Origin of the sequence: Isoptericola sp. NPDC060185 (assembly GCF_042728595.1) — a bacterium.
Lineage (GTDB): Bacteria > Actinomycetota > Actinomycetes > Actinomycetales > Cellulomonadaceae > Isoptericola.
Genome location: NZ_JBHWYY010000014.1, coordinates 48,495 through 69,583, shown reverse-complemented (window position 1 = coordinate 69,583; position 21,089 = coordinate 48,495). Strand labels below are relative to the sequence as shown.

The 21,089-nt window shown below is 74.1% G+C and carries 20 protein-coding genes; 13 read left to right on the top strand and 7 right to left on the bottom strand.

What is annotated here, in order from left to right; translation table 11 throughout:
• Nucleotides 1-23: 23 nt before the first annotated feature.
• From ACFWDO_RS07755 to ACFWDO_RS07745, 3 genes are read right to left on the bottom strand one after another with little or no spacing between them, the layout of a single operon-like run.
• Nucleotides 24-464, bottom strand: coding sequence for an arsenate reductase ArsC (locus ACFWDO_RS07755; RefSeq protein WP_380315590.1), 441 nt, complete (start codon nt 462-464; stop codon nt 24-26).
• Nucleotides 465-497: 33 nt separating this feature from the next.
• Nucleotides 498-1,337 (bottom strand): hypothetical protein, encoded by an 840-nt coding sequence (locus ACFWDO_RS07750; protein ID WP_380315587.1) that lies wholly within the window; start codon nt 1,335-1,337, stop codon nt 498-500.
• A gap of 19 nt (nt 1,338-1,356) precedes the next feature.
• Nucleotides 1,357-1,863: a nucleoside deaminase gene (locus ACFWDO_RS07745; RefSeq protein ID WP_380315584.1), complete on the bottom strand. Its 507-nt coding sequence runs from the start codon at nt 1,861-1,863 to the stop codon at nt 1,357-1,359.
• A gap of 86 nt (nt 1,864-1,949) precedes the next feature.
• Between ACFWDO_RS07745 and ACFWDO_RS07740 the strand changes: the two genes are divergently transcribed.
• Nucleotides 1,950-3,350 (top strand): FAD-dependent oxidoreductase, encoded by a 1,401-nt coding sequence (locus ACFWDO_RS07740; RefSeq protein ID WP_380315581.1) that lies wholly within the window; start codon nt 1,950-1,952, stop codon nt 3,348-3,350.
• A 3-nt stretch (nt 3,351-3,353) separates the two neighbouring features.
• Here the strand turns inward: ACFWDO_RS07740 and nhaA are convergent, their stop codons facing one another.
• Entirely contained in the window at nt 3,354-5,177 is a 1,824-nt protein-coding gene (gene nhaA / locus ACFWDO_RS07735; RefSeq protein ID WP_380315578.1) for a Na+/H+ antiporter NhaA, read from the bottom strand.
• Nucleotides 5,178-5,396: 219 nt separating this feature from the next.
• Here nhaA and rpmG point away from each other — a divergent pair, with 219 nt between their 5' ends.
• From rpmG to ACFWDO_RS07700, 7 genes are all read left to right on the top strand, one after another.
• Complete coding sequence (gene rpmG, locus ACFWDO_RS07730; protein ID WP_380315575.1) at nt 5,397-5,564, top strand: 50S ribosomal protein L33; 168 nt, start codon at nt 5,397-5,399, stop codon at nt 5,562-5,564.
• Entirely contained in the window at nt 5,564-5,836 is a 273-nt protein-coding gene (locus tag ACFWDO_RS07725; protein WP_380315572.1) for a type B 50S ribosomal protein L31, read from the top strand. Before rpmG ends, ACFWDO_RS07725 begins: the two co-directional genes overlap by 1 nt.
• Nucleotides 5,837-5,991: 155 nt before the next feature.
• A complete protein-coding gene (locus tag ACFWDO_RS07720) occupies nt 5,992-7,320 on the top strand; it encodes a glycoside hydrolase family 125 protein (RefSeq protein ID WP_380315569.1) in 1,329 nt (442 codons plus the stop codon).
• Nucleotides 7,321-7,357: 37 nt separating this feature from the next.
• Entirely contained in the window at nt 7,358-8,308 is a 951-nt protein-coding gene (locus ACFWDO_RS07715; protein WP_380315566.1) for a carbohydrate ABC transporter permease, read from the top strand.
• Nucleotides 8,305-9,222: a carbohydrate ABC transporter permease gene (locus tag ACFWDO_RS07710; protein ID WP_380315563.1), complete on the top strand. Its 918-nt coding sequence runs from the start codon at nt 8,305-8,307 to the stop codon at nt 9,220-9,222. The genes ACFWDO_RS07715 and ACFWDO_RS07710 overlap by 4 nt, the downstream gene beginning before the upstream one ends.
• Nucleotides 9,206-10,471 (top strand): ABC transporter substrate-binding protein, encoded by a 1,266-nt coding sequence (locus ACFWDO_RS07705; RefSeq protein WP_380315560.1) that lies wholly within the window; start codon nt 9,206-9,208, stop codon nt 10,469-10,471. Before ACFWDO_RS07710 ends, ACFWDO_RS07705 begins: the two co-directional genes overlap by 17 nt.
• The gene (locus tag ACFWDO_RS07700) at nt 10,468-11,619 is read left to right on the top strand and encodes a glycoside hydrolase family 76 protein (protein WP_380315557.1); all 1,152 of its coding nucleotides are present in this window, start codon (nt 10,468-10,470) and stop codon (nt 11,617-11,619) included. The genes ACFWDO_RS07705 and ACFWDO_RS07700 overlap by 4 nt, the downstream gene beginning before the upstream one ends.
• 4 nt (nt 11,620-11,623) lie before the next feature.
• On the opposite strand, the gene ACFWDO_RS07695 is transcribed toward ACFWDO_RS07700, so the two are convergent.
• Complete coding sequence (locus tag ACFWDO_RS07695; protein WP_380315554.1) at nt 11,624-12,742, bottom strand: GntR family transcriptional regulator; 1,119 nt, start codon at nt 12,740-12,742, stop codon at nt 11,624-11,626.
• A 98-nt stretch (nt 12,743-12,840) separates the two neighbouring features.
• On the opposite strand from ACFWDO_RS07695, the gene ACFWDO_RS07690 reads away from it, so the two are divergent.
• Nucleotides 12,841-15,399 carry a family 78 glycoside hydrolase catalytic domain gene (locus ACFWDO_RS07690; protein WP_380315551.1) on the top strand — a complete coding sequence of 853 codons (2,559 nt, stop codon included), beginning with the start codon at nt 12,841-12,843 and terminating at the stop codon, nt 15,397-15,399.
• Between the two features lie 72 nt (nt 15,400-15,471).
• On the top strand, nt 15,472-17,085 hold the full coding sequence (locus tag ACFWDO_RS07685; RefSeq protein WP_380315602.1) for a CotH kinase family protein: 1,614 nt from the start codon (nt 15,472-15,474) through the stop codon (nt 17,083-17,085).
• Here the strand turns inward: ACFWDO_RS07685 and ACFWDO_RS07680 are convergent.
• Nucleotides 17,082-17,366 (bottom strand): UBP-type zinc finger domain-containing protein, encoded by a 285-nt coding sequence (locus tag ACFWDO_RS07680; protein ID WP_380315548.1) that lies wholly within the window; start codon nt 17,364-17,366, stop codon nt 17,082-17,084. The two genes, ACFWDO_RS07685 and ACFWDO_RS07680, sit on opposite strands and share 4 nt — an antisense overlap.
• 139 nt (nt 17,367-17,505) lie before the next feature.
• Between ACFWDO_RS07680 and ACFWDO_RS07675 the strand changes: the two genes are divergently transcribed.
• On the top strand, nt 17,506-18,261 hold the full coding sequence (locus tag ACFWDO_RS07675) for a response regulator transcription factor (RefSeq protein WP_380315545.1): 756 nt from the start codon (nt 17,506-17,508) through the stop codon (nt 18,259-18,261).
• On the opposite strand, the gene ACFWDO_RS07670 is transcribed toward ACFWDO_RS07675, so the two are convergent.
• Nucleotides 18,237-18,653 carry a hypothetical protein gene (locus ACFWDO_RS07670; protein WP_380315542.1) on the bottom strand — a complete coding sequence of 139 codons (417 nt, stop codon included), beginning with the start codon at nt 18,651-18,653 and terminating at the stop codon, nt 18,237-18,239. The two genes, ACFWDO_RS07675 and ACFWDO_RS07670, sit on opposite strands and share 25 nt — an antisense overlap.
• 152 nt (nt 18,654-18,805) lie before the next feature.
• Between ACFWDO_RS07670 and ACFWDO_RS07665 the strand changes: the two genes are divergently transcribed.
• Together ACFWDO_RS07665 and ACFWDO_RS07660 are read left to right on the top strand one after the other, a co-directional pair.
• Nucleotides 18,806-20,515, top strand: a complete 1,710-nt coding sequence (locus ACFWDO_RS07665) for an FAD-dependent oxidoreductase (protein WP_380315540.1) — start codon at nt 18,806-18,808, stop codon at nt 20,513-20,515.
• Nucleotides 20,512-20,970: a nitroreductase family deazaflavin-dependent oxidoreductase gene (locus ACFWDO_RS07660; protein ID WP_380315537.1), complete on the top strand. Its 459-nt coding sequence runs from the start codon at nt 20,512-20,514 to the stop codon at nt 20,968-20,970. Before ACFWDO_RS07665 ends, ACFWDO_RS07660 begins: the two co-directional genes overlap by 4 nt.
• Nucleotides 20,971-21,089: the final 119 nt, after the last annotated feature.

Here is a 21,089-nt window from a genome sequence, read left to right as displayed (position 1 = left end):
TGGGTCGAAGGGTGTCGGGGCGGTCAGTGGCCGACGGGGTCGACGCCGAGGGACGCGAGCAGCTCGCGCACCCGGCGGCGGATCTCGTCGCGGATGGGCCGGACGGCGTCGATGCCCTGGCCGGCGGGGTCGTCGAGCTCCCAGTCCTCGTAGCGCTTGCCCGGGAAGATCGGGCACGCGTCGCCGCAGCCCATGGTGATCACGACGTCGGAGGCCTGGACGGCGTCGGTGGTGAGGACCTTCGGCTGCTCGGCGGTGAGGTCGATCGCGACCTCGCGCATCGCCTCGACGGCGACGGGGTTGATCCGGTCGGCGGGCATCGAGCCGGCCGACCGGACCTCGACGGCACCGCCCGAGAGGGCGCGCAGGAAGCCCGCGGCCATCTGGGAACGACCGGCGTTGTGCACGCAGACGAACAGGACGGACGGCCGGGAGGCGTCGTCGGGGCGGGTGGGCATGCTCATATATTGATCGACGTCGATGCGCGGTGGCAAGGCTCAGGACTCCGGCTCCACCGGGCCGTCCGTGCCGGCGGCCAGCTCGCCGCAGCTGGTCTCCTGCGCCGTGACGACCACCGGCTCGTCGGGGCCGGCGTCGGTCGCCACGGTGGACTCCTCGCCGTTGGCGGCGGTGAGGGCGTCGTCGTCCAGGTCGACGAACGTGCGCGTCACGGTGAACGACCTGCCGTCGGCGGACGTCGCGTCGAGCCCCGCGAGGTGCAGCGCCCCGTCGACCTCGGTGCAGCCCACGCCGGTGCCGTGGCCGGTGAAGCCCTTGTCGAACGTGTAGGCGCCCCCGGTGAGGTTCTGCGTCGCGGCGAGGTCGCAGTCCGCCGCGGAGAACAGCAGCACCTCGCGGCCCGTGTCGACCAGGGCGATCGGGGCGGTGCCGTCGCCCGCCGCGACGACGTTGACGACGGCGGACGCGCGCTGCGGGCTCGCCGAGTCGACGGCGACGGAGAACGTGGCCCCGGACGCGGTGGTGATGCCGAAGCGACGGTCGGTCCCGCCGGTCAGCCAGGCGGTGTCCGCCTCGCCGTCGCCGTCCACGTCCACCGCCTCGTGGGTGTCCGCGCCGTCCGGCGTGCCGTCGTCGGTGGCAGGGCAGCCCGCGGCGCCCGTGGGCTCGGACGCCGCGTCCGAGGAGCCCGTCTCGTCGGGCGTGGGGTCGCCGGCGGACGTCGTCGTCGCGCTCGGCGACGCGGCGGGCGCGCCGCCGCCATCGCCCCGCACGACCAGCCAGGCGACGACGGCGACCACCACGACCGCCACGAGGACGACCACCCGCCATGTCCACGGGTGGCGGGCGGGGGCGGTGGGCTCGTGGGAGGTGCTCATCCTCCCCAGGCAACCATCGTCAGGCGGGGTCGTGCACCCCGTGCAGGCGGGCGTGCAGGGCGCGGACCTCGTCGGCCAGCTCGGGGGCGGGCCCGCGGGTCGGGACGCCGGGCGCGACGTCGCCCACCGGCAGCGCCGCGACCGGCCCGGCCGCCACACCCCACTCCTGCAGCCACGCGGTGAGCTGGGCGGTGCCGGCGGCGTAGACGATCGGGCCGAGACCCACCCACGCGTGCGCCGCGCTGCACATGGGGCAGTGCTCGCCCGAGGTGTACACGGTGGCCTCGCGGCGCTCCTGCGGCGTGAGGTGCTCGGCCGCCCAGCGGGCGATCTCGAGCTCGGGGTGCCGGGTCTGGTCGCCGCCCTTGACGCGGTTGCGGTCCTCGAACCGCACGACGCCGCGCGCGTCGACGAGCAGCGAGCCGAACGGCTCGTCGCCGTCGTCCAGCGCCTCGCGCGCGAGGGCCACGCACCGGCGCAGGTACGGCAGGTCGGCATCGGCCACGGGCTCAGTTTGGTATCCCATATCGACATCTTCTCGCATCGCCCCCGCCGGGCGCGACGGGGAGGCCCCGCCTATCGTCCGACGCAGGACCGACCGAAGGAACCCGGATGAGCCAGGACGAGAGCGTGCCGAGCCTCGACGCCGACCTCGCGGTGATCGGCTTCGGCAAGGGCGGCAAGACGCTCGCCGCGACGATGGCGCGCCGCGGCAGCCGCGTCGTGATGATCGAGCAGTCCGCGCAGATGTACGGCGGCACGTGCATCAACATCGGCTGCGTGCCCACCAAGGCGCTGGTGCACGAGGCGCAGACGCCGGACGCGTCGCTCGACGACGACGCACGGTACGCGCGGGCCGTCGGGCGCACCGCCGACCTCACGTCGCTCCTGCGCGGCAAGAACTTCGCCATGCTCGACGCCCTCGACACCGTGACGGTCGTGACCGGCCGGGCGAGGTTCACGGACCCGCACACCCTCGAGGTGCGGGCCGGCGACGACACGCTGCGCGTCACCGCCGCCACGATCGTCGTCAACACGGGCGCCGACCCCGCGCTCCCGCCGGTGCCCGGCCTGCGCGAGAGCGCCCACGTGGTGACCAGCACCCAGCTGTTGGCGCGCGAGCGGCGGCCGGAGCAGCTCGTCGTCCTCGGCGGCGGGTACGTCGCCGTCGAGTTCGCGTCGATGCACGCCGCCTTCGGGGCCCGCGTCACGCTGCTCGCCCGCGGGCCGCGCCTGCTCCGGGGCGAGGACGCGGACGTGGCCGCGGAGGCGACGGCCATCCTCGCCGCGTCCGGCGTCGAGGTGCTCACGGAAGCCGCGGTGACGGCGGTGCACGACGACGGGGCCGAGGCCGTGGTCGCCTACCGGGACGCCGCGGGGCCGGACGACGAGGTCCGCGGCGACGTCGTGCTCGCCGCGCTGGGCCGGACCCCGCACACCGCCGACCTGGACCTGGACGCCGCGGGCGTCGCCACCGACGCGCGCGGCGCGATCGTCGTCGACGAGCACCTGCGCACCAGCCGGCCGCACGTCTTCGCCGTCGGGGACGTCAACGGCGGCCCGCAGTTCACGTACGTCTCCCTGGACGACTACCGGATCGTGCTCGACCAGCTCGTCGGGGACGGCGTGCGCTCCAGGGCGGACCGGCGCGCGATCGCCTCGGCCGTGTTCATGACCCCGCCGCTGGCGCGGGCCGGCATGACCGAGGCCGAGGCCCGCGCGTCCGGCCGGCGGCTGCGCGTCGCCACCCGCCGGGTGGCCGACATGGCCACGGTGCCGCGGGCGCGGATCGTGCGCGACACCCGGGGGCTGATGAAGGCCGTCGTGGACGCGGACACGGACGAGGTGCTCGGCGTGACCATGCTGAGCCACGACGCGCACGAGACGATCAACACGGTCGCGCTCGCGATGCGGCTCGGTGCCACCGCCTCCCAGCTGCGCGACGAGATCTACACCCATCCGTCGATGACGGAGGCGCTCAACGACCTCTTCGGCGCGCTGCCGCCGGCCTGACGGTCACGACCGCCGGCGGAGCGCGGGGTCGTCCTCGTGCGCCTCCAGCGCGGCGATGAGCGTGCGTGCGTCGTGCGGGCCGCGGTGCCGGGTGCCGTCCAGGAAGAACGTCGGCGTGCCCCGCGCGCCGGACGCGACCGCGCTCGCCTCGTCCGCGCGGACGCGGGCGTGCAGCTCCTCGTCGACCATGTCGGCGTCGAACCGCTCGAGGTCGAGGCCCAGCTCCGCGGCGTGCTCGCGCAGGTCGTCGGGCTCCAGGCGCGACTGGTGCGCGAACAGCCGGTCGTGCATCTCCCAGAAGCGTCCCTGCCGCTCGGCGGCTTCCGCCGCGACGGCGGCGAGGTAGGCGTGCGGGTGCACGTCCTCCAGCGGCAGGTGCCGCACGACGTACCGCACCCGGTCGCCGAAGTGCGCGCGCAGCTCGGCGCCCATGCCGGTGGCGCGGGCGCAGAAGGGGCACTCGAAGTCGAGGTACTCGACCACGGTGTGCGCGGCGTCGGCCTCGCCCTTCGCGTGGTCGCGCTCGGGGTCGACGTCCGGGGTGAGGGTGACGGGCAGGTCGGCGCTCGCCTCGCCGTAGCGGACGCGCGCGACGGTGAAGATCGCCCACCCGAGCAGCGTGGACAGCACCATCGCGATGAGGATGCCGACCGTCGCGGCCTGCCCGGCGGGCGTGCCGTCGAACGCGAGGTCCACCACCAGCAGCGACACGGTGAAGCCGATGCCGGACAGGGCCGCGCCGCCCAGCACGCTGCCCGGGCCCACGCCGTCGGGCAGCGTGCCGAGCCGGGCACGGATCGCGCCCCAGGTGCCGAGCCCGATGCCCACCAGCTTGCCCACGACCAGGCCCGCCACCACGCCCCACGTGATCACGGAGCCGAGCGCCGTGCCCAGGGCGCCGCCGCGCAGGTCGATCCCCGCGTTGGCGAGGGCGAACAGCGGCACGACGACGAGGGAGACGGGGCCGCGGAGCACGTCGTGCAGGCGGTGGTTGACGGAGATCGACCGGGCCAGCCCGACGCGGGCGCTGCGCGCCACGCTGGCGCTGGGCGACTGCCAGTAGTCGCGGAACAGGCTCTTGGCCACCAGCACGTCGTCGCGCCGTGTCGCGACCGCGGGCACGAGCAGGCCCGCGAGCATGCCCGCGATGGACGGGTGCACGCCCGCCTGCACGGTCGCGCCCCACAGCACCACGACGACCAGCACGTAGGGCGAGCTGCGCCACTGCCGCATCCGGCCCAGCAGCCACAGGGCGCCGAGGCTGAGGACGGCGACCAGCAGCGGGACGAGGCGCACGTCCTCGGAGTAGACGACGCCGATGATCCCGACGGCGAGGAAGTCGTCGACGACGGAGAGGGTGAGCAGGAAGACGCGCAGCTGGCTCGACATCGCCGGCCCGACGAGCGCGAGCGCCCCCAGCAGGAACGCCGTGTCGGTGCCGACGACGACGCCCCAGCCGTGCGGGTCGGCCCCGCCGGCGACGGCGAGGAAGATCAGGGCGGGCACGATCACGCCGAGCGTCCCCGCCACGAGGGGGACGAGGCGCTGGCTGCGCTGGCGCAGCGCCCCGACGGCGAGCTCCTGGCGCACCTCGAGCCCGACGACGAAGAAGAACAGCACCATGAGGCCGTCGTTGACCCAGTGGTGCAGGTCGAGGTCGAAGCGCAGGTCGCCGACGTCGACGTTGATCGGCAGCGCCCACAGCGCCTCGTACGCGCCGGACAGGGGCGAGTTCGCCCAGGCCAGCGCCAGCAGGGTCACGCCCACCAGCAGCAGCGCCGCGCCCGACTCGGTGCGCAGCCGCTCGGCCAGCGCGCGTACCGCCATGGGTGTCTCCCGTCCGTGCTGGGTGCGGGTCCGCGAGGAGCGTACGTCGCTCCGGGCCCGCCGGCCGCTGGGGGAACATCCGCGTCGGGCGTGGGTGTTCCCGGGGTGGGGACGAGTGGTGCAGGGAGCGGAACCGGGAATGTTCGGACCGCCCCGCGGGTTGTGGACGACGGCAGTTGAGAATCGTTCTCATCCCGACCAGCACGAGGAGCAGCCCGGATGGCATCCCGCACGGACCTGCGCCCGATCATCACCCTCCGCTCGACGGCGGGGACGGGCTTCGCGTACGTGACCCGCAAGAACCGGCGCAACGACCCCGACCGCGTCGTGCTGCGCAAGTACGACCCCGTGGTCCGCCGCCACGTCGACTTCAGGGAGGCACGCTGATGAAGAGCACCATCCACCCCGCCTACGGACCCGTCGTCTTCCGCGACACCAGCGCCGGCACCGCGTTCCTCACGCGCTCGACGCTCGCCGGTGACGCCGCCTCCGGCCCCGGGCGTCCCGCCCGCACGATCGAGTGGGAGGACGGCGGCACCTACCCCGTCGTCGACGTCGAGATCTCGAGCGCAAGCCACCCGTTCTGGACGGGCGCCGCGCGCGTGGTCGACACCGCCGGCCGCGTGGAGAAGTTCCGCCGCCGCTACGGCGCGCGCTGAGGCGCTCGGCCGGCCGCGCGACCGACCGCACCACCCGACAGGGCCCGCGACACGCGAGTGTCGCGGGCCCTTCGTCGTGTCCGGGTCTGGTCACCCGGCGACGGCGCTGATATGTTTCACCTATTAGATATACCTAAACGAGGAAGTGGGAGTGCATGGACCTCGCAGGCTCACCGATGCTGGACGACGACGTCCTCGAGGAGGTGACGGCCCGCGTCGCCGCGGCGTTCGACGACCGCACGAGCGTCGTCTTCGCCGACGCGATGCGACGGACGCTCGACGACGCGGTGCTGCTCGAGCGGGACGGCACCGGGTTCGTCCTCACCGGGGACATCCCCGCGATGTGGCTCCGGGACTCGGCGGCCCAGATGCGCCCCTACCTCGCGCTGCTCGGCGTGGACCCCCGGCTCGGCGAACTCGTCGCCGCCCTGGTCCGCCGGCAGAGCCAGCAGATCCTCCAGGACCCGTACGCCAACGCGTTCAACCGCGGCCCCGACGGCGCCGGCCACCAGGCCGACGACACCGACATGGGCCCGGAGGTCTGGGAGCGCAAGTACGAGGTCGACTCGCTGGCCTTCCCGCTCCAGCTCGCGCACCAGCTGTGGCGGGCCACCGGCCGCACCGACCACCTCGACGGCGCGTTCCGCGACGCCGCGGTGCTGGTGATCGCGACCCTGCGGACCGAGCAGGACCACGACGCCCGCTCGACATACCGGTTCCAGCGGTTCGACGGCGCCCCCACCGACACGCTCACCCACGACGGCCACGGGTCGCCGGTCGGCGTCACCGGGATGACGTGGAGCGCGTTCCGGCCCAGCGACGACGCGTGCGTCCACCACTACAACGTGCCCGGGAACCTGTTCGCGGCCGCGTCGCTGCGCGACCTCGCCGAGCTCGCCCGCGGACCCCTCGCGGACGCAGGCCTCGCGGCCGACGCCGACGCGCTCGCGGCCGAGCTCGACGACGCCACCCGGCGGCACGGCGTCGTGGACCACCCGGTGCACGGGCCCGTGCTCGCCTACGAGGTGGACGGCCTGGGGCAGCACCTGCTGATGGACGACGCGAACATGCCGAGCCTGCTCTCGCTGCCGCTCACCGGCGGCGTCGCCCTCGACGACCCGCTGTACGTCGCGACGCGGGCCTTCGTCCTCAGCGACGACAACCCGACCTACACCCGCGGCGCGACCGGCGACGGCCTGGCCAGCCCGCACACCCCCGACCGCTACGTGTGGCCCCTCGCGGCCGCCGTCCGCGGGCTCACGTCGACCGACCCCGCGGAGAAGCGGGCGGTCGTCGCGGACCTGCTCGCCGTGAACGCGGAGCGCGGGCGGATGTGCGAGTCGTACCACGTGGACCACCCCGAGCAGTTCACGCGGGAGTGGTTCAGCTGGGCGGACTCGATGTTCTGCGAGCTCGTGCTCGACGTCGTCGGGTACCACGTCCCCGGGGCTCCCGGGGCGGAATTGTCCAGGCACGCCGCATAGGCGGACGTGCGGATCGGCGAAGGAGGCGATCTGAACCATGACGGTGACGACGGCGGCAACGGCGCCGCCGGGCAACGAGGAGGCGTCCGCGCCCCCGCCCCGGGCATCCCGAGGACCCTCGCGGCAGTGGCGGATCCAGGAGCGGTGGGGGTGGCTGTTCGTCGCCCTGCCCATGCTCCTGTTCGCCGTCTTCGTGCTCGTCCCGGCGGGCATGGCGCTCGTCATGAGCTTCACGAGCTACTCGGTCATCGGCGACTCGCAGTGGCTCGGGCTCGACAACTACCGGCGGCTGTTCCTCGACCCGTACTTCGCGATCGCGCTGCGCAACACCGCCTACTACACGGTGCTGTTCGTGCCCCTCGGCATCGTCGTCGCGCTCGCGACCGCGCTGCTGCTCAACCGGAACGTGCGGGTCGCGTCCCTGTTCCGCACGTTCTTCTACGTCCCGGTGGTGTCGTCGACGGTCGCGACCGCGACGATCTGGCTGTGGCTGCTCAATCCGCAGTTCGGCATGGTCAACGTCGCGCTCGGCTGGTTCGGCATCGACGGTCCGGCCTGGCTGTACGACTCGAGCTGGGCGATGCCGGCCATCGTCATCATGAGCGTCTGGGCCGGGTTCGGCACCAACATGATGATCTACCTGGGCGGGCTGCAGGGCATCCCGCCGCAGCTCTACGAGGCGGCCCGCATCGACGGCGCCGGCTGGTGGCAGCAGCTGCGGTACATCGTCGTGCCGAGCCTGTCGCGCACCACGTTCCTGGTCTCGACGCTGCTGGTCATCGGCGCGTTCCAGGTGTTCGACCAGGCCTACGTGCTCACCAAGGGCGGGCCGGGCAACTCGACGATCACGCTCGTCTACTACATCTACACGCAGGGCTTCGGGAACCTCGAGATGGGGTACGCGTCCGCGATCTCCTTCGTGCTGTTCCTCATCATCGCCGTCTTCGCGGTGATCAACGCCCGCGTCACGGGGAAGGACAACACGTGAGCGCGCAGACCGCACCGACCCTGCCCGTCGCGACGCACACCACGCGCCGGACCCCCGCGCAGCGCGTGGGCGCCGTCGCCTGGTGGATCGCCGTCGTCGTGGTGGCGATCCTGACCGTCTTCCCGCTGTTCTGGACCCTGGTCACGTCGCTCAAGCCGGCCGGCGACATCCTGTCGGGCGCGCTGGACCTGATCCCCCGGACCGTGACCCTCGAGAACTACGAGCGCGTGGTCACGGAGGTGCCGTTCGGGCGGTACTTCCTCAACTCGATGATCCTCGCCGTCGGCGGCGTGGTGCTGAACCTGTTCTTCGGCGCCCTCGCCGGCTACGCCTTCGCCAAGCTGAAGTTCCGCGGCCGCCGGGCGCTGTTCGTCACGCTGCTCGGGTCCCTCATGGTGCCCGGCATCGTGACGATGGTGCCGTCGTTCCTGGTGCTGCGCGCCATCCCCTTCGCCGGCGGCAACAACGCCCTCGGCCAGGGCGGCGTCGGCCTCCTCAACACGTACTGGGCGATCATCCTGCCCGGCGCGGCGGGGGCGTTCGCGGTGTTCTTCATGCGGCAGTTCTTCTCGTCGATCCCCGACGAGCTGGGCGAGGCCGCGCGGATCGACGGCGCGTCGGAGTTCCGGATCTTCGCCCAGGTGTACCTCCCGCTGGCGAAGGCGGGCGCCGCCGTCCTCGCGATCCTCACCTTCCAGGCCGGGTGGAACGCCTTCATGTGGCCGCTCATCGTGCTCAACGTCCAGGAGATGTGGACGGTCCAGGTGGGGCTGGCGTCGTTCGTCACCGACTACGCCACCGACTACGGCCCGCTCATGGCCGGCACCGTGCTCACCAGCCTGCCCGTGCTGCTCCTGTTCGTCTTCGCCCAGCGCTACATCATCGAGGGGGTCTCCCATGTCAACGCTCGTTAGCCGCCGCGCCGTGCTGCGGGCGCTCGGCCTGGGCGCCGGCACCGTCGCCCTGTCCTCGTGCGCCGCCCCGAACCGGCCGCGGTACACGGCCGACGGCGCCCGCCGCCTCACCATGTGGGGCAGCTGGTCCGGGGACCAGGCCACGCAGATCCAGACCCAGCTCGACGCGTTCAACGCGGCCCAGGGGGACTACGTCTTCCACTACGTGCCGCAGGGTGCGCTCGAGGAGAAGATGCTCACCGGCATCGCGTCGGGGAACGTGCCCGACCTCGTGCTGTGGGACCGGTGGCAGACCGCCAAGTACGGGCGCCGCGGCGCCCTGCAGCAGATCGACGCGTGGGCCGCGCGCGACGGCGTCGACCTCGGCGACTTCTACGCCGAGGCCGTGCGCGAGATGAGCGTGGGGGACAAGGCGTTCGGCCTGCCGCTGATCGTCGACACCCGCGCGATCTTCTACAACAAGACGCACCTGGACGAGGCCGGCATCGAGCCGCCGACGACGTGGGCCGAGCTGGCCGACGCCGCGGAGGCCCTCACGGTCCGCGAGGGCGGGAAGCTGAAGCGCGCCGGGTTCGAGATCCAGGACGTGGGCCTGTTCTCCATGTGGCTGGGCCAGGCCGGCGGGCGGCTGCTTGACCCGACCGAGCGCTACACGGCGTTCGACTCCCCGGAGGGGCTCGAGGTCCTGGACTTCTGGGACGACCTGCTGCACGAGCGCCGCGTCTACGAGCTCGGCTTCTCCGACGGCATCGACGCCTTCGCGCAGGGCGTCGTGTCCATGAAGTACGACGGCCCGTGGAACTTCCCGACGTGGGACGCCGTCGAGGGGCTCGAGTACGGCGTCGTGCCCGCCGTCGTCGGCCCGCGGGGCGACACCGGCGCGTCCATGGGCGGCTTCGGGCTCGTGGTGCCCACCGACGCGCCCTGCCCCGAGGGCGCGTGGGAGCTCATGAAGTGGTGGGCCGCGGACCAGGAGAACAGCCTGGCTTTCTCGAAGATCAGCAAGAACATCCCGGCGAACGTCGAAGCGTCGAGGCGCGCGGTGGACGCGGTGGACGACCGGTTCCGCCCGATGGTCGAGACCATCGAGGTGGCGAAGGTCCGTCCGCCCGTCCCCGGCTACTCGGACGTCGAGACGCTCGCCCTCATCCCCGCCCTGCAGCAGGTGATGTCCGGCGACCTGGGCGGCGCCGCCGCCCTCGCCGACGCCGCCGCGCAGGGCGACCGCATCCTGGAGGCCAACCGATGACGACGACCACCACCGGCGACACGGCGGTGCAGACGTGGGCGCGGCGCGCCGACGTCGCCCAGCACAGCGTGGACCTGCTCTACGGGGCGGCGCCGCCGCAGCTGCTGCACAACGCGCACCCCGAGCCCGCCGACGACACGTTCAACTACTGGTGGCTCGCGCACGTGATCGACTGCCGGCTCGACGCGTACGCCCGCACGGGCGACGACGCCTGGCTGGACGCCGCGCGGGCGACGGCAGCGAACATCCGCGAGCGCAACGGCGGCAGCCTGTTCAACGACTACTTCGACGACATGCTCTGGTACGCCCTGGCCCTGCTCCGGCTGGCCGAGGCGACGCCCGACGACGCCGAGCGTGCCGCCGTCGAGGCGGACGTGCTGGCCCTGTGGGAGCACGTCGTGGCGCTCGGGTGGAACGACACCCACGGCCCGTCGCTGTCGTGGCGCAAGCAGCAGCCGGACTACAAGAACACCCCCGCCAACGGCCCGCTGGCGATCCTCGGCGCGCGGCTGGCGCGGCGCACGGGCGACGGACGCTACCTGGACCGCGCCCTGGCGACGGTCGCGTGGCTCGAGGAGCACCTGGTGGGGCCGGACGGCTTCGTCGAGGACGGGCTCGGGCGCGAGGGCGGCACGGACGTCGACACGCACTGGCGCTTCACCTACAACCAGGGCTTGTACATCGGCGCCTGCACCGAGCTGTACAAGTCCACGGGGGACGCAGCGTGGCTCGACAGGGCGGAGCGGACGGCGCTCACGTCGGTGCGCGAGCTCGCCACCGGCGGGGTGTTCCGCCGGGAGGGGGAGCTGGTCGACGACGACGTGCCCGACACGGCGGGCGGCGACGTCGGCCTGTTCAAGGGGATCTGGTACCGCTACGCGGTGGTGCTGCTCGAGGAGCGTGACGTCCCCGCGGTCGACGACCTGATCGCGTCGAGCGTCGACGCGCTGTGGGCGCACGGCACGGTGCCCGTGGACGCCGTCGCGGCCGCCGACGGGGCGCCGACGGCGGCGGTCGAGGCCCTGCACGAGGCGGGCGTCGTGCTCCGACCCGGCGACGACTGGGCGCGCCCGGCGCCGTCCCAGGTCGGCTACTCCACCCTGCTGAGCGCCGTCATGGCGCTGGAGATGCGCGCCCGGCGTGCCTGACCGGCTACGAGCCCGCCGGGCGGGGGGCGTCGGCGGTGGACCCGCCCGGCATGATCCGCACGGGCACCGTGTCCTGCGAGACGTCCCCCCGCTCGGCGAGCTGCCGCTCGACCAGCTCGAACGCGCGCGCGCCGATGGCGGCCTGGTCCTGCTCCACGTGCGTGAACGGGATCGCGGCGTCCACGTACTCCGGCGGGGCGTCGAAGCAGATCACGGACAGGTCGTCCGGCACCGTCCGGCCGAGGCGCTGGGCGGCCTGCAGGACCAGGCGCGCCGAGTGGTACTCGGTCACGACGCACCCGGTGAGGTCGGGGCTCGCCGCCAGGAACGCGGCGAGGCCGTCGACGTCGTCCTCGGGCGTGACCGACGAGCCCGGCACCACCGACCGGACGCCGGAGTACACCTGGGACTCCTCCAGGCGGACCTGGTGCGCGGCGTGCGCGGCCACCACCCCGCGCCGCCGCTCGTCGAGGGTCGACACCGCGTTGGGGGACTGGACGAGGGCGATCCGCGTGTGGCCGAGCCCGAACAGGTACTCGGCCGCCAGCCGGCCCCCGGCGACGTTGTCCGAGGTCACGGTGCTCACCGGCACCCCGGTGAGGGTGCGGTCGACGATGACGATGGGGAAGCCGCGGCCGACGAGCGTCGCCACGCTCTGCGGGATGGCCTGGGACGACGTCGGCAGCAGGACGAGCCCGTCGATGCCGCGGTCCAGCTGCTCCTGGATGAGGCGCTCCTCCAGGTCCGAGTCTCCCCGCGACATCGCCACCACGACGTGCGCGCGCTCGCTGGACGCGTCGAGGAGCCCGCCGAGCAGGTGCGAGCCGAAGGCGTCGTCGAACCCCGGCACGATGTAGCCGACCAGCGGCAGGTGGTCGGCGGCGGCCTCGGGCGTGCCGTCCGCCGGTGTCGTGGAGACGACGATCGTGCCGATGCGCGGCCGCCGGGTCACGAAGCCCTCGTCCCGCAGGATGTCGAGCGCCCGCTTGATGGTGATCGCGCTGACCGAGAACTCCTCGACGAGCTCGGCCTGCGTCGGGAGGCGGTCGCCCACGCTGAGCTCGCCGCCGAGGATGCGGGCGCGCAGCGCGTCGTGCACCTGGGCGTACAGCGCCTCGGTCAAGCCAGCTCCCGTCGTCGCGCGGCATGAACAGCCGAATCAATATGATCCCTGATCCTGGACCATTGTGGGGCACGAGGCCCCGCGAGAAAGGCGCGACGATGCGCATCGAACGGTTCGTGACCGAGTACGGCGCACCGGAGCCGGGGATCGGCACCGCCGCCCCGCGGCTGTCGTGGGCGTGGTCCGGCGGGGCGGGGGAGCAGACCGCCGTCGAGCTGCGGCTCCGGACGTCCGACGGCGGCACCGAGACGGTCCGCCTGGCCGGGCCCGGGCAGGTGCTCGTCCCGTGGCCGTTCCGGCCGCTGCGCTCGCGGGAGCGCGTCACGGTCGAGGTCCGCGTCGAGGCCGGCGGCGCCCGGACCCCGTGGAGCGACCCGCTGGAGATCGAGGCGGGCCTGCTCGCGCCCGAGGACGTCGCGGCCCGCCTCGTCAGCCCGCGCGACGTCGGCGGGCTGGACGGCGGGGCGGTGGTGCTGGCCCGCGACGTCGAGCTCGACGGCGACGTCGTCGACGCGCGCCTGTACGTCACCGCGCACGGCGTGTACGACGCGTGGATCGGCGGCCGTCGCGTCGGCGACCACCTGCTCGCCCCGGGGTGGACGGCCTACGACGCGCGGCTGCGCTACCAGACCTTCGACGTCACCGAGCACCTGCGGGGCCGCCGCGCCGCCCGGCTCGCGGTGGGGCTGGGCAACGGCTGGTACCGCGGCCAGCTCACGTGGACGCTCCAGCGCGACTCGTACGGCGACCGGCTCGCGCTCCTCGCCCAGCTCGAGGTCACCTACGCCGACGGCCGCCGCGCGACCGTCGTCACCGACGACACGTGGCGCGCCGGGACCACCGGCGTCCTCGCCGACGACCTGTACGCCGGGCAGGCCACCGACCTGCGCCTGCCCCTGGTGCCCGACGCCCCCGCCGACGGCCCGGTGGACGTGCTCGCCACCGACCCCGGCCGGCTGGTCGCGCCCACCGGGCCGCCGGTGCGCGAGGTCGCGACCGTCCCGGCCGCCGCGGTGCTCACCTCGCCGAGCGGCGCCCGGCTCCTCGACTTCGGCCAGAACGTGGTCGGGTGGGTGCGGCTGCGCGTGGACGGGGAGCGCGGCGACGTCGTCACGGTGCGGCACGCCGAGGTGCTGGACGGCGGCGAGCTGGGCGTGCGCCCGCTGCGGGCGGCGACGGCCACGGACACGTACGTCCTCGCCGGGGGCGAGCAGGTGCTCGAGCCGCGATACACGTTCCACGGCTTCCGGTACGCGGAGGTCACCGGGGCCGCGGTGGAGGCGCAGGACGCGCAGGCGGTGGTCGTGAGCTCCGACCTGCGCCGCACCGGCTGGTTCGAGTGCTCCGAGCCGGACGTGAACCGGCTGCACGAGAACGTCGTCCGGGGGATGCGCGGCAACTTCCTCGACGTGCCGACGGACTGCCCGCAGCGCGACGAGCGGCTCGGCTGGACCGGCGACATCCAGGTCTTCGCCCCCACGGCGTCGTTCCTGTTCGACGTGGGCGGCTTCCTCGGTTCCTGGCTGCAGGACCTGGCGGCGGAGCAGCACCCCGACGGCGGCGTGCCCTACGTCGTGCCGGACGTCGTGGGCGAGCTGCGCGGCCCCGGCCCGGACGGCGGCGTGCAGACCCCGGCCGCCGGCTGGGCCGACGCCGCCTTGCACGTGCCGTGGACGCTGTACGAGCGGTACGGCGACGTGGGCGTGCTGGAGCGTCAGTACGGCTCCATGAAGGCGTGGGTCGACCGGGAGCACGCGCTCGCGGGGGAGTCGCTGCTGTGGGACACGGGGTTCCAGTTCGGCGACTGGCTGGACCCGGACGCCCCGCCGGACGACTCGTCCGCGGCCAAGGCCGACCCCGCCGTCGTCGCCACCGCGTACCTCGCCCGCAGCGCCCGGATCCTCGCCCGCACGGCCGACGTCCTCGGCCGCGCCGACGACGCCGGGACCTACGCCCGGCTGGCCGACGAGGTCGGGCGGGCCTTCCGCGCGGCGTACGTGGACGCCGACGGGACCGTCCGCAGCGACTGCCAGACCGTGTACGCCCTCGCGCTCGCCTGGGATCTGCTCGACACCGACGCCCAGCGGCGCCGCGCCGGCGACCGCCTCGCGACCCTGGTCCGGGAGGCCGGGTTCCACGTGAGCACCGGGTTCCTCGGCACCCCCGTGGTGCTCGACGCCCTCTGCCTGGCCGGCCACCCCGACCTCGCCCACGAGATGCTCCTCACGCGCACCGTGCCGTCGTGGCTGTACCCCGTCACCATGGGCGCCACCACGATCTGGGAGCGGTGGGACTCGATGCTCCCCGACGGCACCATCAACCCCAGCACCATGACGTCGTTCAACCACTACGCGTACGGGGCGGTGGCGGACTGGCTGCACCGCAGCGTCGCCGGCCTCGCCCCCGCGGCGCCCGGCTACCGCGAGATCCGCGTGCGGCCGCTGGTGACCGGCCACCTCACCAGCGCGTCGGCCCGGCTCGACAGCCCGTACGGACCGGTCCGGGTCGCGTGGCGGCTCGACGGCGGCCGGTTCGCGCTGGACCTCGACGTGCCGCCCGGGGCCACCGCGCATCTCGACCTGCCCCTCGACGAGCCCGCCCGCACCGTCGGTCCGGGCACGCACCACGTGGCCGGCGACTGGGTGCCGCGGCCCTGACCGCCCGCTACGTCATGGAGCTCCCACCGGCCGCCGAGGACCCTCTCAGCCCGGGATGATGGCGTGAGCGGCATGATGCGTCGACACCTCACCTCCCCGGACGGCCGCGCCCGCGGCCGGTTCCCCCTCCTCTCCCGCCCGCTCGCCGCCGGAGCCGGCGTCGTGGCGCTCGCCGGCACCCTCGCCGCGTGCGACGCGACCGCCGAGGCCGACGACGCGGGCGACTTCTTCGACACGAGCTCCGTGCACACCGTCGCCGTCGACTACGACGAGGACGACTACCAGGAGATGCTCGACACCTTCGCCGACTCCGGCGACAAGGACTGGATCAAGGCCACCGTCACCATCGACGGCGAGGAGTACGACGACGTCGGGCTGCGCCTCAAGGGCAACTCCAGCCTCCGCGGCCTCTCCGGTCAGAGCGGCGGCCAGGGCGGGGGCAAGGCGGACGCCGCGACGAACGGCACGGCGGACGACACCGCCGACGACAAGACCACCACCGACGACCCGCAGGGCGGCGGGCAGATGCCGGGCGGCTTCGGCGAGGGCGACGGCGCGGCGTCGGCGGACGACCCGGCGGGCCTGCCGTGGCTGATCCGCCTGGACAAGTACGTGGACGGCCAGGAGCACGACGGCCGCGCGGACTTCGTGGTGCGCGGCAACAACACGGAGTCGTCGCTCAACGAGGCGGTGGCGCTGAAGGTGCTGGAGCTGGCGGACGTGCCGGCGGAGCAGGCGACGTACACGCGGTTCAGCGTGAACGGCGGCGACGAGGAGCTGCGCCTGGTCATCGACCTGCCGGACGACGACCTGTGGAACGAGGAGACGTACCCGGACGGCGGCATCACGTACAAGGCGGACGCGGACGGCGACTGGTCGGTGCGCGACACGCTCGCGGACTACGCCGACGCGTTCGAGGCCAAGTACGACAGCGAGGGCTCGACGGACGACGACGCCGCGTACCAGCCGCTGGCGTCGTTCCTCGAGTTCGTCAACGACTCGTCGGACGCGGACTTCGCGGCGCAGCTGGGCGACCACCTCGACGTCGACTCCTTCGCCCGCTACCTCGCGGTGCAGGACCTGGTGGCGAACTCCGACGACATCGACGGCCCCGGCAACAACGCCTACCTGCACTACGACCCGGACTCCGGCCTCTTCGAGGTCGTCGCGTGGGACCAGAACCTGTCGTACGGCGGCCTCGGCGGCGGCATGGGAGGGCAGGGCGGTGGCGGTCAGGGCAGCGCGCGCCCGTCGGGCGCCCCGGACGGGATGCAGCCACCGGACGGCGCGGACCTGCCGGACGGTTTCCAGCCGCCGGACGGCGCAGACCTCCCCGACGGCGCGACGCCCCCTGACGGTGCGCAGGGCGGTCCCGGCGGGGGCGGCGGCTTCGGCGGAAAGGACAACCCGCTGGTGACGCGGTTCCTGGAGAACGACGACTTCAAGGCGGCGTACGACTCCGCCGTCGAGGACCTCACGGCGTCGGTCTACGAGAGCGGCGACGCGCAGGACTACCTGGACTCGCTGGTCTCGACGCTGTCCGACGAAGCCCCCGACCTCCTCGACGCGGACACCCTCACGACCGAGTCGAAGGCGATCTCGGACATGCTCACGGGCGACAGCACGGGCGACCCCACCAGCGACAGCGCCGACGACAGCGCCGACGACTCGGCGGCGGGCGCCTAGCTCGCCGGCATCTCCCGACCGGGGATGAGCAGCTCCTCCACGAAGCAGTAGCCCCAGTGCTCGCCGGGCTCGACGGACCGCATCACGGGGTGCTCGGTCGCGTGGAAGTGGGCCGTCGCGTGCTTCGCGGGCGACGAGTCGCAGCACCCCACGTGCCCGCACTGCAGGCAGGCGCGCAGGTGCACCCAGGTGCCGCCGGCGGCCACGCACTCGGGGCACTCGCCGGCGGTCTCGGGGGGCACGGGGACGATCTGTTCCAGGTGCTCGCAGGTGCTGGTCATGTCGCGGTCCTCGCCCTCGTCCGACGATCCCGGGCTCCCCGGGCCACGGACCAGCGTGCGCCGGGCAGGCGCCCGCGGCAAGGGACCGCACGGCGGGCCCCCGGTGCGCGGGGTGCGGCGCGCCGATAGCGTGGCGCTCATGTCCGCTGGAGCCGCGCACGGAGCAGGCGCCGGGGGCGTCCCCGAACGCACCGCGGTGATCGTGGAGGACGACCCGGACGTCCGCGACCTGCTCGAGGTCGTGCTCACCCAGGCCGGCTTCGTGACGGCGGCCGCCGGGTCGGGGCTCGAGGGCGTCGAGCTGGTGCGCCGCACCGACCCCCTGGTGACGACGCTCGACGTCGGCCTGCCGGACATCGACGGCTTCGAGGTGTGCCGCCGGATCCGCGCCGTGTCGGACACGTACGTCGTGATGCTCACGGCCCGCACCGACGAGATCGACGCGCTGATGGGCCTCGACTCGGGAGCCGACGACTACCAGACCAAGCCGTTCCGGCCCCGGGAGCTGCGCGCGCGCATCGAGGCGATGCTGCGCCGGCCGCGCCGCCCCGACCCGAGGCCCACGGGGGACCACATCGTCTCGGCCGGCCTCGTCGTCGACGTCGCGGGGCGCACGGTGGCGGTCGAGGGGCAGGCCGTGCACCTCACGCGCAGCGAGTTCGACCTCCTGGCCGCGCTGGGCCGTGTGCCGGGCCGCGTGCTGTCCAAGGATGCGCTGGTGCGGGTGCTGTGGGGCGACGACTACGACACCGGGACCCGGGTGGCGGACCCGGACCGGCGCAGCGTCGAGGTGCACATGGCGAACCTGCGCCGCAAGCTCGGCGACGACCCGGTGGAGCCACGCTGGATCCGCACGGTGCGCGGCGTCGGCTACCGGTTCGACCACCCTTCCTGAGCGATCATCCCGGCGACCAGGACGGCGCCGGTGTCGGCCGCGTCGGCGACGGACTCCAGGTGGTCCCAGGCGGCGTCCGTGCCGCCCGAGTCGAGCGCCTCCAAGGCCAGCGTGGCCGCGTCGACCAGGTCGCCCACGCCGAGCATCGTCGCGGTGCTGCGCAGCGTGAGCAGCAGCCCGCGGGCGTCGTCGGCGTTCCCGTCGCGCAGGGCGTGCACCAGGCCCTCGGTGCGGCGCGGCACCAGGCGGATCCACGACGTCGCGAACCCCACCAGCGCCGCGCGGTCGCCGTGCAGGTCCGCGGCGAGCTGCTCCCAGGCGCTCTCGGGGTCGAGATGAGGGGGCTCGGCGGGCGGGGTGGGCGGTGTGGGCACGGGGGCTCCGGCGGGCATGGGGGCTCCGGGGACGGCAGGTCGGACGACCCGATCCTGCGGGCCGCGCCTCGGGCTGCCCTGCACTTCGCCTCAGGATCGGATCAAGATGTCCCGGGCCTGCAGTCGGGCGCCCCCGCGCCGGGCCGCGCGGGCGCCCCTACCCTGGCCGCATGCCCGACGCCCCCGCGGACCGTCCCGTCGTCCTGCTCGTCGCCGACGCGCACGCGCCGCAGGTCGAGGAGGAGTTCCGCGCCCGCTACGACCGCGACTACCGCATCGAGCTGGTGCGGACCGCGGACGCAGCCCTCGAGCGGCTGCGCGTGCTGGTCGCGCGGTCCACGCCGGTGGCGATGATCGCGGCGGAGCGCCGCCTGCCGGACGGGACCGGCGTCGAGCTGCTGCACCAGGTGCCCGCGGTGCTGTCCACGGCGCGGCGGGTGGCACTGATCTCGGGCGACGAGTACGCGGACGCCCTCGACGAGATGCGGGCGGCGCTGCTGCGCCGGGACATGGACACGTTCGTCGGCATCCCGCGGGGTGCGCGCGACGAGGAGTTCCACACGGCCCTGACGGAGCTGCTGTCCGAGTGGGGCTGGTCGGTGGCGCGGCCCACCGTGACGTCCACCGAGATCGTCGCGGAGCGGGGCGACCGCGACGCCACGGCGGTGCGCGACCTGCTCGAGCGGCTCGGCGTCCCGAACCGGGTGCTCGCGCCCGACGACCCGGACGCGCGCGCCATCCTCGCGGCCGCCGACCCGGACGCCGCGCTGCCCGTCGTGCGCACGTTCGCCGGGCGGGTGCTGGCGGGCGCGACGCCGTCCGCCGTCGCGGAGGCGATGTACGGCGGCTACGACTCGATCCCGCCCGGCGAGATCGCCGACGTCGCCGTGGTGGGTGCGGGCCCCGCGGGCCTGGCCGCCGCGGTGTACGCGGCGTCCGAGGGGCTGGCCACGGTGGTGCTGGAGCGGGACGCGATCGGCGGCCAGGCCGGGTCGAGCTCGATGATCCGCAACTACCTCGGCTTCCCGCGCGGCATCTCCGGGATGCGGCTGGCGCAGCGCTCACGGATCCAGGCGGGCCGGTTCGGCGCCCGCTTCTACACCGGTCGCGCCGCGGCGCGGATCGAACCCGGTCCTGCCGGCGAGCCCGAGCACCACCACGTGCACGTGGACGGCGCGCAGCTCTGCGCGCGCACCGTCGTCCTCGCGACCGGCGTCTCGTACCGGCGGCTCGCGGTGCCGGGCCTCGACGACCTGGTCGGCGCGGGCGTCTACTACGGCGCGGCGAGCTCGATGGCGCGGGAGATGGCGGACCGGGACGTGTGCGTGGTCGGCGGCGGCAACTCGGCCGGCCAGGCGGCCGTGCACCTCGCCAAGTTCGCGGGGTCGGTGACGATCCTCGTGCGCCGCGGCAGCATCGCCGAGACGATGTCCGACTACCTGGTGCGGGAGATCGCCGCGACGCCCACCATCACGGTGCGCACGCGCACGGTCGTGGCGGACGGCGGGGGAGACGGCCGCCTGCAGTGGCTGATCACCGAGGACCTCGACACCGGCGAGCGGTCGAAGACGCACGCCGACGGCCTGTTCTGCCTGCTGGGGGCCGAGCCGGACTGCGGCTGGCTGCCCGACGGCCTCGCGCGCGACGACGACGGGTTCGTGCTCACCGGCCGCGACGTGCCGCAGGAGGACTGGGTCGACGGCCGCCCGCCCGCGAGCCTGGAGACCACGCTGCGCGGTGTCTTCGCCGTCGGCGACGTGCGCGCGGGGTCGATGAAGAGGGTCGCGTCCGCGAGCGGCGAGGGGGCGTCGGTGCTGCCGCTGGTGCACGCGCACCTCGCCTGGCTGCGCGCCCAGGAGTTCGGAGGGGACCCGTCGTGACCGACGCGACCTCGCCCCGCACGTTCCGCCGCAGCCGCGCCCGCGACGCGGGCGACGCGGTGACCGGCGTGTTCGTCCGCCTCGGGCTGGTGCCCTCGACGTGGCTGCTGACCACCCGCGGACGCCGCAGCGGGCTGCCCCGCACGCATCCCGCGACGCTCGTCGACCTCGACGGACGACGCTGGCTCGTGGCCCCGTACGGCGTCGTGTCCTGGGTGCACAACGTGCGCGCCGACCCGCGGGTGCTGCTGCGCCGGGGCCTCGCGCGGCAGGTGTGCGTCGTGCGGGCGGCGTCGGCCGAGGAGGCGGGCCCCGTGCTGCGGCAGTACCTGCGGCTGTCCCGGCCCACGCGGCCGTACTTCGCGGCCACGCTCGACTCCCCGGTGGCGGACCTCGTGGCCGAGGCGGACCGGCACCCGGTGTTCGAGCTCCTGCCGTACGACGCCGTCGGCTGAGGCCCGGGCCCCCTTCCCACCACCTGTCCACATCGTGGTCTCATTATTCGAGACTAATCCGACCGATCTGATCGGGAATGCGCTACTGTCCCCGACATGACCACGACGGCACTCCTCAG

Bases quoted from the DNA above. Each gene is read 5' to 3' on its own strand.
- ACFWDO_RS07755 (WP_380315590.1), bottom strand. From the start codon at position 464: ATGAGCATGCCCACCCGCCCCGACGACGCCTCCCGGCCGTCCGTCCTG.
- ACFWDO_RS07750 (WP_380315587.1), bottom strand. From the start codon at position 1,337: ATGAGCACCTCCCACGAGCCCACCGCCCCCGCCCGCCACCCGTGGACA.
- ACFWDO_RS07745 (WP_380315584.1), bottom strand. From the start codon at position 1,863: ATGGGATACCAAACTGAGCCCGTGGCCGATGCCGACCTGCCGTACCTG.
- ACFWDO_RS07740 (WP_380315581.1), top strand. From the start codon at position 1,950: ATGAGCCAGGACGAGAGCGTGCCGAGCCTCGACGCCGACCTCGCGGTG.
- nhaA (WP_380315578.1), bottom strand. From the start codon at position 5,177: ATGGCGGTACGCGCGCTGGCCGAGCGGCTGCGCACCGAGTCGGGCGCG.
- rpmG (WP_380315575.1), top strand. From the start codon at position 5,397: ATGGCATCCCGCACGGACCTGCGCCCGATCATCACCCTCCGCTCGACG.
- ACFWDO_RS07725 (WP_380315572.1), top strand. From the start codon at position 5,564: ATGAAGAGCACCATCCACCCCGCCTACGGACCCGTCGTCTTCCGCGAC.
- ACFWDO_RS07720 (WP_380315569.1), top strand. From the start codon at position 5,992: ATGGACCTCGCAGGCTCACCGATGCTGGACGACGACGTCCTCGAGGAG.
- ACFWDO_RS07715 (WP_380315566.1), top strand. From the start codon at position 7,358: ATGACGGTGACGACGGCGGCAACGGCGCCGCCGGGCAACGAGGAGGCG.
- ACFWDO_RS07705 (WP_380315560.1), top strand. From the start codon at position 9,206: ATGTCAACGCTCGTTAGCCGCCGCGCCGTGCTGCGGGCGCTCGGCCTG.
- ACFWDO_RS07700 (WP_380315557.1), top strand. From the start codon at position 10,468: ATGACGACGACCACCACCGGCGACACGGCGGTGCAGACGTGGGCGCGG.
- ACFWDO_RS07690 (WP_380315551.1), top strand. From the start codon at position 12,841: ATGCGCATCGAACGGTTCGTGACCGAGTACGGCGCACCGGAGCCGGGG.
- ACFWDO_RS07685 (WP_380315602.1), top strand. From the start codon at position 15,472: ATGATGCGTCGACACCTCACCTCCCCGGACGGCCGCGCCCGCGGCCGG.
- ACFWDO_RS07680 (WP_380315548.1), bottom strand. From the start codon at position 17,366: ATGACCAGCACCTGCGAGCACCTGGAACAGATCGTCCCCGTGCCCCCC.
- ACFWDO_RS07675 (WP_380315545.1), top strand. From the start codon at position 17,506: ATGTCCGCTGGAGCCGCGCACGGAGCAGGCGCCGGGGGCGTCCCCGAA.
- ACFWDO_RS07670 (WP_380315542.1), bottom strand. From the start codon at position 18,653: ATGCCCGCCGGAGCCCCCGTGCCCACACCGCCCACCCCGCCCGCCGAG.
- ACFWDO_RS07665 (WP_380315540.1), top strand. From the start codon at position 18,806: ATGCCCGACGCCCCCGCGGACCGTCCCGTCGTCCTGCTCGTCGCCGAC.